At 66.5% G+C, this 9,903-nt stretch carries 10 protein-coding genes; 2 read left to right on the top strand and 8 right to left on the bottom strand.

The window, feature by feature from the left end; genetic code table 11:
• Positions 1–33: 33 nt before the first annotated feature.
• From ACFWBF_RS36375 to ACFWBF_RS36385, 3 genes are all read right to left on the bottom strand, one after another.
• Complete coding sequence (locus ACFWBF_RS36375; protein WP_385609128.1) at positions 34–879, bottom strand: glycosyltransferase; 846 nt, start codon at positions 877–879, stop codon at positions 34–36.
• Between the two features lie 71 nt (positions 880–950).
• Positions 951–2,264, bottom strand: coding sequence for a hypothetical protein (locus ACFWBF_RS36380; protein WP_385609129.1), 1,314 nt, complete (start codon positions 2,262–2,264; stop codon positions 951–953).
• 50 nt (positions 2,265–2,314) lie between these two features.
• Positions 2,315–3,571 carry a nucleotide sugar dehydrogenase gene (locus ACFWBF_RS36385; RefSeq protein WP_385609130.1) on the bottom strand — a complete coding sequence of 419 codons (1,257 nt, stop codon included), beginning with the start codon at positions 3,569–3,571 and terminating at the stop codon, positions 2,315–2,317.
• A 66-nt stretch (positions 3,572–3,637) separates the two neighbouring features.
• On the opposite strand from ACFWBF_RS36385, the gene ACFWBF_RS36390 reads away from it, so the two are divergent.
• Complete coding sequence (locus ACFWBF_RS36390) at positions 3,638–4,411, top strand: glycosyltransferase family 2 protein (RefSeq protein WP_385609131.1); 774 nt, start codon at positions 3,638–3,640, stop codon at positions 4,409–4,411.
• A gap of 139 nt (positions 4,412–4,550) precedes the next feature.
• On the opposite strand, the gene ACFWBF_RS36395 is transcribed toward ACFWBF_RS36390, so the two are convergent.
• From ACFWBF_RS36395 to ACFWBF_RS36415, 5 genes are all read right to left on the bottom strand, one after another.
• Positions 4,551–5,453, bottom strand: a complete 903-nt coding sequence (locus ACFWBF_RS36395; RefSeq protein ID WP_385609132.1) for a TauD/TfdA family dioxygenase — start codon at positions 5,451–5,453, stop codon at positions 4,551–4,553.
• A 402-nt stretch (positions 5,454–5,855) separates the two neighbouring features.
• Complete coding sequence (locus ACFWBF_RS36400; protein ID WP_385609133.1) at positions 5,856–7,106, bottom strand: Scr1 family TA system antitoxin-like transcriptional regulator; 1,251 nt, start codon at positions 7,104–7,106, stop codon at positions 5,856–5,858.
• A gap of 7 nt (positions 7,107–7,113) precedes the next feature.
• The gene (locus ACFWBF_RS36405) at positions 7,114–7,758 is read right to left on the bottom strand and encodes a class I SAM-dependent methyltransferase (protein WP_385609134.1); all 645 of its coding nucleotides are present in this window, start codon (positions 7,756–7,758) and stop codon (positions 7,114–7,116) included.
• 109 nt (positions 7,759–7,867) lie between these two features.
• On the bottom strand, positions 7,868–8,446 hold the full coding sequence (locus ACFWBF_RS36410) for a DUF6415 family natural product biosynthesis protein (protein WP_385609135.1): 579 nt from the start codon (positions 8,444–8,446) through the stop codon (positions 7,868–7,870).
• Positions 8,392–8,874, bottom strand: a complete 483-nt coding sequence (locus tag ACFWBF_RS36415) for an ATP-binding protein (RefSeq protein WP_385609136.1) — start codon at positions 8,872–8,874, stop codon at positions 8,392–8,394. The genes ACFWBF_RS36410 and ACFWBF_RS36415 overlap by 55 nt, the downstream gene beginning before the upstream one ends.
• A gap of 263 nt (positions 8,875–9,137) precedes the next feature.
• Here ACFWBF_RS36415 and ACFWBF_RS36420 point away from each other — a divergent pair, with 263 nt between their 5' ends.
• On the top strand, positions 9,138–9,884 hold the full coding sequence (locus ACFWBF_RS36420; protein WP_385609137.1) for a helix-turn-helix transcriptional regulator: 747 nt from the start codon (positions 9,138–9,140) through the stop codon (positions 9,882–9,884).
• Positions 9,885–9,903: the final 19 nt, after the last annotated feature.

Raw genomic sequence — 9,903 nt, forward strand, 5'->3', positions numbered from 1 at the left:
ACAACTACCCTGACCCAAGCCGCATAGACGTGTTCAAAATCCGGGGTCAAGGCCCGTGAAGACGAAGGCGTCGAAGTTGGGCAGGCGGCGCCACAGTTCGGCGCGAGGCAGGAACGGATCAAACTGAACACGGTCCCGCAGCCCGAGTTCGATAGCCCGCTGTTCCAGATGCTCCCGTAGGATTCCTTCACCGATCACGGTCAAGTGGTGCGGCTGATCGGTTGAAGCGAGGGCTTCGACGGCGGTGATCGTGGATTTGTTGTCGTCCAGACGGCCGGCGTGCACCAGTGACAGGGGTCCGATTCCGGTAGGCGGTTGATCGCGTACCCGGGTATCGTTCAAAGGGATGCCCCACGGGATGACGGTGAGTCGATCGGTGAATCGGCGTCCGGTGAGACGGTCGATGCGGTCGGCGAGGGCAGAGGTCGGGGCGACGATCGCCGCGCTAGCGGCAGCAACTTCGTTCAGGACCTCGCGTTCCAATGCGCTGCGCTCGGCCACCATAACGTCGGGGCCGTGGGCGATGGCGATGAGTGGGATGTTGCCGGCGGCTCGGGTGAAGGCCAGGCTGAGAGCGAACCCGAGATACTGGGCGTGAATGGCACTCGGCTGGATCTTCTCGATGAGCGCACCGACCTCATTCGTCAACTCGTCAACGTAAGGGTCGAATTCCGGGCCGTGGGGGCGTTTCGTCGTGGAGAGGGTGATCAGCTGATCAAACGCAGCTTTCCAAGTCTGATCGACCGGCGCCCTGCCCAGGAAAGTCGTATGGATTTCAGGCATCGCGCCGTAGAGATCATTGACGAGGATCATGCTCCCGGACGAAGGCACGGAGGTGCGGTTGATGCCGGTCAGGATGTTCAGGAGCTTGGCGGTCATGCGGAAACTCCATTCATGGATGACCGTTGGGATGGAATCGGAGATCGGGCTCCCAGGGCCAATTCGACACGCTAGTCATCGGTGGCGTTCTGCATCTCGCGCTGACGGGGTGGCGCCCACCACGACGCCAAGTGCGGCGTGAACACGGCCGCGACCTCCTCGGCCGGATGCAAAAAACCTTTACCACCCAGTTCTGCCGTCCACACCCTGACTGACGATCGAGGATAGACGGGATTTATCCCTATCTCTCCCTTGGGGAGGACTCCGTTGAAGGGGGTGGGTATTCCCTCGTTGTTCCAGTAGTCCCACGCCTCCAGCGCCTTGGCCTTCTCGAAGCAGTGGTACAGCTGCTGGTAGCGGGGCATGTACCGGATCTCGCGGAAGATCATCTGACCGATCAGTCCGGGCGCGGCCTTCCGAAGCGTGCCGAGATCGACGCCCTGGAAGGTGACCGATGCCGCGTCCTGGGACGGGTGCAGCGCGGTTCGGGCGAACAGGTGGGACAGTCGTCGCCGGACGTACTCGGCGACTCCTGGGCTGAGATCCGGTTCGATGCCGTCGATGAGCTGGACGAGTCGGCGATGGCGCGGGTGGAAGCGGGCCAGGTCGAACAACTGGTCCATGGTGTCCACGGCGGCGAAGGCGAGTCGTTTGTAGAGCCAGTTGTTCAGCTCTCCCGCTTGGGCATAGGTCTTGGTCTCCGGAGCAGCGGAGTGGAGCATCAGGTATTCGGACAGAACCTCGAAGTAGAGGTAGCCGAGGAACGGTACGTGGGCCACAGCGGCGGACAGTTGGTCGATGAACTCGGGTGCCGAAGTGGCGCGGCCGGTGGCGTTGCGCAGGGCGATGTCGAGGAACGGGGCGGCGGCGCGCAGCCCGGTCAGGACGGCGCGGTCGAGCTGGTCGTTCTCGGTCGGGGTGAGGAAGCTCTGGTATCGCTGGTAGGTGCGCAGGTGGATGGCGCCGAGTTGCAGGTAGTCGACGCCCTTGGGCCGGATCGGGGCGTCCGGGGTGACCTCGAAGATCATGGGCGTGGTGGAGGGTTTCGTCCGCATCAGGTAGGCGCCGAGGTTGTGGGGGCGCAGCCCCTCGCGCTGGCTGGTGAGAGGCGCGCAGTACAGGGCTCCGACCAGGCATCCGGTGGAGACGTGCAACTGCCGGCTGGTGCGGATGGCGTCGATGTCCTTGGTGGTGTGCAGCAGGTACATCGGCTGTCCGCTGACGAGCGCCTCGCTCATGGCGCTGTGTCGCATCAGCCAGCCGTTGGGGGTTGAGAGTTCCAGGTGGTGACGCCAGTCGCTCTCGCTTTCGGCCAGCGAGGCAGGAATTTGACGCTGCGCGGGCATGGTGTAGTCCGTGTGGGCGTGGTCCCATTCGTCGCGCAAGAGAACTCCCGGGATGGAGGATTGGCAGCGGGTCGGGGGATTTCGAGGAGCTAAAGAGTCTCGACGTTCGCTCCGGAAAGGCGGTTTCGGCAGTCGAGAACATAGGTCGCATATTTCTCGATCATCGGAAGGTCGAATCGTGTGTGGTCCATGAGAAGCACCACGGCATCAGCGGCTACTACCTCCTCCGCGCTCGCATCCACCCGGGCCACGTTCAGCTTGGTGTCGTCGCCGTCCGGGATGTTGGGGTCGGCGCCGCGGACCTCGGCGCCGAGGTTGATGAGAAGTTCGGCGACACGTGCCGAAGGTGAGTTACGAAGGTCGGTGGCGTTGTATTTGTAGGTCAGGCCGAGCAGCAGGATCCGGGATCCGTTGACGGGCATGCCCCGCTTGTCTAGTGCTTCCGCGAGACGCCGGACGACGTAGTCGGGCATGTGGCGGTTCACGTCGTCGGCGAGTTCCACGAACCGGAAGGGGACGCCGAGCTCCTGCTGGATCTTCCAGGAGAGGAACAACGGGTCGACGGGCAGGCAGTGCCCGCCGACTCCCGGCCCCGGGGTGAACCGGGTGAATCCGAAGGGCTTGGTCGCGGCGGCGTCGATCGCCTCCCAGATGTTCACGCCAAGGGGAGCCGCCAGCGTCGCCATCTCGTTGACCAGGGAGATGTTGACGAACCGGAAGACGTTTTCGATCAGCTTGGCCATCTCGGCGACCTTGGTCCCGGACACCGGAACGGTGGTCTGAAAGATGCCGTCGTAGAAACCCTTGATCACATCGAGTGATGTGGCGCCGATGCCGGACACCAGTTTCGGCGTCCCGTCGAACGACCACCGCGGGTTCCCCGGAGCGATCCGCTCGGGACTGAATCCGGCCAGGAAGTCCACCCCGCCTTTGAGGCCCGACGCCTGCTCCAGGATCGGTACCAGCAGTTCCTCGGTGGTGCCGGGATAGCTCGTGGACTCCAGGACCACCGTCGCGCCGCGGCGAAGGTGCCCGCCCAGCGTCCGGGCGCAGGACTCGATATAGGTCAGGTCGGGCACGCCGTCCCGCAGCGGAGTCGGCACCGTGATCACGGCGATGTCGAAGCCGGCCAGCGCGGCAGCGTCGGCAGTCGCGGAGTAGGCCCCGGAGTCCAGGATCGCCCGGAGCCGCGAGGAGGCCACGTCCTCCACATAGGACTGGCCGGCGGCGAGCTGCTGGACGCGGTGCGGGTCCACGTCGTAGCCGACGACACGGTGACCCACCTCTGCGGCGCGTACAGCCAGTGGCAGCCCCACGTAGCCCTGACCAGCGACAACTACCTGCATGTCAGCTCCTGCTCGATTACGGTGCTTGAATGGACCGTCGTTCCTGGTCTGGCAAGGAGAAGCACTGTGCCCCTGGTGTCTGTCGTGATGCCCGTGTACAACTCGGCAGCCACCCTCGGCGCAGCCGTCCGATCGGTTCTCACGCAGACCCACAGCGACCTGGAGCTGCTGGTCACCGACGACCAGTCCTCCGATGGCTCCATGGACCTGCTCCGCGAGTTCGCCGAGCAGGACGAGCGCGTCCTGCCAAAGTCGGCACCCGAACAGGGCGGTGCGGGCCGGGCCCGCAACCTCGCGATCGAGCGGGCCCGCGGGGACTACATCGCTTTTCTCGACAGCGACGACATGTGGCTTCCGGAGAAGACCAAGAAGCAGCTCGCCTTCGCTGCGGAGGCCACTGCGCCTTTGACGTTCACCTCGTACTTCAAGATGGACGCCGATTACGACGGCGAGAGCACCGACTGGGTCCCGAACGGGCGGGTGGTCCGTGCGCGGGAGCACGTGGACTACCGCGCGATGCTGGTCCAAGACCACATCGGTGCTCTTACCGCTATGTACGACCGCAATGTCCTGGGCACGAGGCTGATGCCGGAGATGCGCAAGCGCCAGGACTACGCCCTCTGGCTGTCGATCATGCGGGACGGCGCTGACGCCCGGGGCCTGGCTGAGCCGCTTGCGGTGTACAGGGCCCACCAGGCGGGATCACTGTCCTCCAACAAGCTGTCGCTCGTGCAATACAACTGGGCCCTGTACCGCGAGTACGAGCACCTGTCGGTCCCGCGGGCGACGCGGGCGCTGGCCGGCGCTGTATGGCAGTCGCTGCGCAACTCGCGCATCTAGATCCGTGCACGGGCCCGGAAAGCCCGGTGCGCGACCGTTTCCGGGGCTGCCCGACCGGGCCCCGCCCCGTGGCCGTGCCGCGTGCTCGGGGGCTGGACCCGGGGGCGGGACTCGGTGGGTCACCGGTGCCGTCGGCCGGCTACGCGGCCGAGCCGTCGCCGGCCCTCGCGCGCAGGAACAGCTGGAGGAGCAGCCGCCTATCGGCGACCGGGACGGTCTCCTGACCACTGTGGAGCGCCTCCCGACCGTGCAGGAATCGGCGCTGGTTCACGATGAGGTAGTCCCCGTGCTGGAGCATGAAGGAAACCTGACCTCGGAGTAGTTCCTCGGCGAGTTCCCTGGCGGCGTCGGCGTGCACACGGCCGAGCTGGGACCGCTCCAGCATCTTGGCGGTGAACCGGACGAACCCCTCGCCTGGGTCGGGGCCGTCCAGGATCGGGAACGGCTTGTATTCCTCGCCGACGCCGTGCAGGTCGAAGAACGTCCCGTAGTTGTAGGCCGCCTCGGCCAGGAGGGCCCGGCTGTTCTCCGACAGCCGCGCCACCGCCGCGTGGGCGTCGGAGAGGATGCTGGGGCCGCCGCCGAGCGGGTCGGGGCGGACGCACAGGAGCGTGGTGTAGTCCGGGGGCAGGGTCCCGTTGACCAGGTCCATGTGGAACGCGTTGTACCCGATGCCGCTGGACTTGCCGGGGTCCTTGTCGACCTTGACCCCGATGTCCTTCCACAGAGGCCACCGCGGGAAGGGCGAGAAGGGGACGGCCACCTCGGCCGCGAAGCCCGTTGCCAGCCGAAGGAACCGGTCGTCGTCGGTCCCCAGCGCCTTGGCGAGGTTCCCCAGGCGCAGCACGGCGTATCCGCCACCCTCCCCGGTCAGGGCGTGGCGCAGCGCCGCGGCGGCCTCCTCGAACCGCGGGGTGGCCGTCAGGTCAGTCCGGTACCGCTTCATGGTGGACTTCGCCAGGACCGAGCCGTCCAGCTTCCACGTCGGGAGGGGAAGGTCGATCAGAGCGGCTTCGAGTTCGCTCGGGATGTCGATGAACATGCGGAGCTTCCTGTCTCTTCGGGTTTTCGGAGTGTCGTTCGCGTGCTGCCCGTATTGCCGCCCGCTCCTGCTGGTCGATGAGCTGGAGCCCGCGGCCGGCCTCGTGGTCGGGGTCGGGGATGGCAGTTTCCGGGGTGGTGCTGCTTGGTGTCGGTGATGGCTTGGGCGAGCTCGGCGTGGAAGACGTCGTGGCCGTCGTCCGGGACGGTGACGGTGCGGGCATGCCACCGAGCCCGCCAAGAGGCTCGGGGCGACAGGGGCCCTCCATCCGGTCAGGGGACGGACGCGGTGAACTTCCGTACGGTGCAGGCTCGGTTCCCTGCGGGCAAGAGGCCGTGGCGAGCATGGCCTGCCGGTGCGCGGTGGTGCCCGTCCCCGGCTGCTCGACCTGTCCAGGGTTGTTCAGCCGGGGAGGGTGCCCCGGTCCGGCGGTGCTGTCGTTCGGGGTACCGGTCCGGGGGTTCTGGCCGGTGACGGCGCGGGCCGTGAGGCGCCGCGCTGCCACCGGAGCTCAGGGGGTGGAGCGGGTGCGGGATCCGCAGCGGCATGCCTCGTGTCTGGTGCGCGGGCTGCCGGTCCCGAGGTAGCGGTGCCCGCCGTGTCGTTGGCCGGCCCGGGGGACGCCTGTGCTTCGGCGGGCGCTTCGTCCGAGACGGAGATTGAGGGACCTGTGAGGGTGGCGTCGTCGGCTTGCATCGCTGGCGGTACGGAGGTAGCTGTCAAGGTAGTGGCCATCGGGTACGCGATCGTCAGGGGACGGGCTTCGGTACCGGGTGCGCGGGCAACAGCAGCCCAACGGTCGGCAGCGTCCTGCACCATCCGCAGGCTTTGGCCCGGATTGAGCGCGGTCTCGCCAACCCGACGTATGAAATTGCGACGCCAGTCCGCGAGGGGTCCCGTAGAGAAGACGGGAACCAATCGGTCCTCGACCCAGATGGTCCCGCTCGCGCCGGTGAGCGTGATCTCGCTCAAGAGCCCGCCACCTTCTGGAAGAAGGCCGGTGATGGGGAAGACCTGGATCGTGAGGTCGCCGGAGGCAACGAGGTCGGTCCAGTGCCGCAGCTGTTCCGCCATCGCGGCGGGCCCGCCGTGCGGACGCTCCAGAACGGGTTCTTCGACAAAGAGGGTGATCGGGCAGGCTGGGCGCGGCCGCGCGAGGGGCACCATGATCGCCCCGTCCGCGACCGCGCGTTGGGCGGTCGATTTGCTGTAGAGGATGGGCGGGATGGCCCAGCACGTGAGGACCGTGATCTCTTTCGCGAGGGCTTCGACGGCCTCGACGCGGCCTAGCTCCCAGGCACCCGCGTCGTGGTACTCGTGGTTGTCTGCGTGGTGCAAAAGCTGGATGGCGTCGGCGAGGTCGCGCGGAGTGCTGTGGCCGTACGCCATGAGCAGATTGCGGAGATCAGCCTCCCGGATGGGGACCAGACCGCTCTCGTACCGGGACAGCATGGCGGTGCTCTTGCGGATCAGGCGGGCGGCTTGCCCTTGCGCGATGCCCCTGCGCTCGCGCGACCTCCGCAGATGGGCGCCCAGGAGCAGTCGGCCTGCCGGAATGCTCGCAGCCAGCCGGGAGGCGAAGAGCTCCGAAACCGTCGCGGCGGGCACGAGCGTCTTCGGCCCTTCGGCCGTGCCAACCTCCCACAGGTCCATGCAGCACCTACTTCTCTCCCAGAAGGAGTTGGGGACCCCGGAGTGCAAGGCCGATCAGGGCTCCCCCGACGCTGATGTCCCAACGCTGTGTCTCGTCCCACCCCTCGCAGAGGGTTTCGATTTCGGCCTCCGAGTGACTGAGGCTGGTCCATCCCGGAGGCTGCCGCTCCGACGTTTCCAGGACAAGGTGGAGCGTTCCGGTGGCAGGCCGGAGCCATCGGCTGGCCTGTTCCATGAAGTGCTTCCCGTCCAGGTAGCCCAGGGTGAGTCGGCAGACCACGATGTCGACGGTGCCCGGCTTCACTCCTTCCGGGCTCGTCTCCGAGAGGAAGTCGTGCACCGCAAACCGAACACGACGGCTGCTGTGCGTGCCGGTTGCAATCTTGATCGCCGCGGTCGCCCAGTCATATCCCGTGGCGTCGACACCCATGCGCGCCATAGACGCCGTGAACCGCCCGCGGCCACACCCCACGTCGATCGCCCTCTGGCCCAGCCGGGGACCGACGTACCTGCGGAACTGATCCAGCTCGTGGCGCGATGGCGGCACCGACTGCTGCCGCCTCTCGTAGAGACGGTTCCAGTACCGCAGAGCGAGCTCGATCTCAGCCGCGTTCTGCGGAACGCTGCGCTGAAGCCTGTTCTTGTTGATCACGGCGTCCTCTCCCCTCGGGCGGCGACGTTCGCAGCGGTGCTGGCCACGAAGCGGCCTTGAAGGTCCGAAATGCCAACCGTGCCCACGTCGAGCGGGGCAGGTGTCCGATTCACTGGTCCTCGCCCTCGGAGGTGCGGATCCGCTCCTTGCCCGCGCCAGTCGCCGAGAGGTGCCCGCGGCCCACAGCGGCAAACAGGTCCGCCTTGGTGGGCGCCAGTTCCTCCCCGAGCCTGAGCCGCTTCAACTCCTGCTGCGGCAGGCGCACTGGCAGTACGATCGGCTCCGCCGCTCTGCTGTGCTCCACGGTCATCCCCTCTCCGTTGCGTACCAGTACGCGCCAATCAGCCCGAACACGGTCACCAGGTGCACGGGCGAAGCCGAGGAGGCGGAGGCCAGCCAGCCCCATGCGGCGTAGGTGTATCCGGATGCCCATGTAGTCGCCGGGCACTTCCACGTCGAGGAGGCTGCGGACCGCCGCGACGGGATCGGCGAGGGCTTCCGGCTCGGACCCGCTCTCCGGGACGGCGGCGAGGAGCTGCATGAGATGGCCGCGCAACCGGCGTCCGGGTCGGCTGCAGCGCCTAAGGACGCTTAAAACGGCCCTCTCGCTGGTGCCGAACATATGTTCCCAGGTCACCGTGAACCCTCCTGGCCGTGGACGTCCCGGCGGACGGTGCACCAGACGCATGCCCCGCTCTCCGTGACTCCCCAGGCGTCGGCCAGGGCGTCCACGATGACCAGGCCGCGGCCGCTCTCGTCAATGGGGCCGACCGTTTGGAGCCGCGGGGTCTCCGGGCTGCCGTCGCGAACCTCCAAGAAGACGTACTGATCGGTCAGGTAGAGACGGACGCGTACCACCTCGCCATGCCCGTGGACGAAAGCGTTGGTGACCAGCTCGGACAGCAGAAGAGCGGTGTCATCCACGAGTTCTCGCAGACCCCACACGCCCAAGCAGGCCGCGCTGATACGGCGGATCTGCTTCGGGCGCCGGATGTCGCAGTCCTGCAGCCCGGTCCGCTTGATGTTGACTTCCGCACCGACCAGGAGCGGTAGCGGATTCGGTACTCCGGCGAGACGCAGCAAGTCGGCATTGAGAAGTGGTGCGGCAAGCGACATGGCGCAGTCCTCCGTGCTTACGGGGAGCGGGCGGGCGCGGCCACTGGGGCAGGGGGACAGGAAACCCGATTGACCCAGAGTTACAAATGATCATGAACTGATGCTCAGTCATTTTGGCCTGCGTAGAGCATGCTCCTACTTGCAGCAGATCCGCAATATTGTGGAGAGAATCCGCAGGGAAGTGGAACAGCTGTTCTCTCGGCAGGGCCGCAATGTTGTGCCACACTGCGCCCATGACGAGCCCTCAGACTGCACCGCCGGTTATGAGGCGCAGACTTGGGTCCTTGCTGCGCCGGTACCGGAAGCAAAACGCAATGACTCTCGCGCAGGCCGCCACTGTCCTTGGATGGGAAAGCACGCGCCTGTCCCGGGTCGAGACCGGGCAGTACCAGATCAAGGCCAGTGAAGTCGCAACTCTTCTTGAGGCGTGCGGCGTTACCGACCAAGGCGAGATCACCGGCATCACCGAGGTCGCCGAGTCACACCAGCGCAAGTGGTGGGCGGCCTACTCGGACGTACTGCCCAAGCCCTATGCGGACAGCATTGCTCTCGAAGAGGCAGCGGTCTCGATCAAGACGTACTTTCCGCAGTTGATCACGGCTCTTCTACAGACGCCGGCCTACGCGCACAGCGCGATCTTCAGCTCGCCCAGTCCAGCCGTCCGGAAGAACGCCGATTCACTCGTGCAGGTTCGCCAGGCACGGAAGATGGTGCTGACGCGCTCCCAGAATCCGGCAAGGCTGGACACCGTGATTGACGAGTCAGCCTTGTTCGCGCCGTCGGGAGCGACACCGGACGTGATGCGGGACCAGCTCCTGGGCCTCCTGGACCTGTCTGCGAGAGACAACGTCACGATCCGCGTCATGCCGCTGGGGGCACCGGCTCACCCCGGCCTCACCAGCAACATGACCGTCATGGGCTTCCGGGACCCTTGGCCGCCCGTGGTGCTGATCGACCACCTGCGAGGCGGTGTCGGGCCTTCCCCCGTGGTGGTGGACACGCTTCGTTGATCACGCGGCGAGGGTGAGC

The sequence above is a fragment of the Streptomyces sp. NPDC060028 genome (genome assembly GCF_042736725.1).
Lineage (GTDB): Bacteria > Actinomycetota > Actinomycetes > Streptomycetales > Streptomycetaceae > Streptomyces.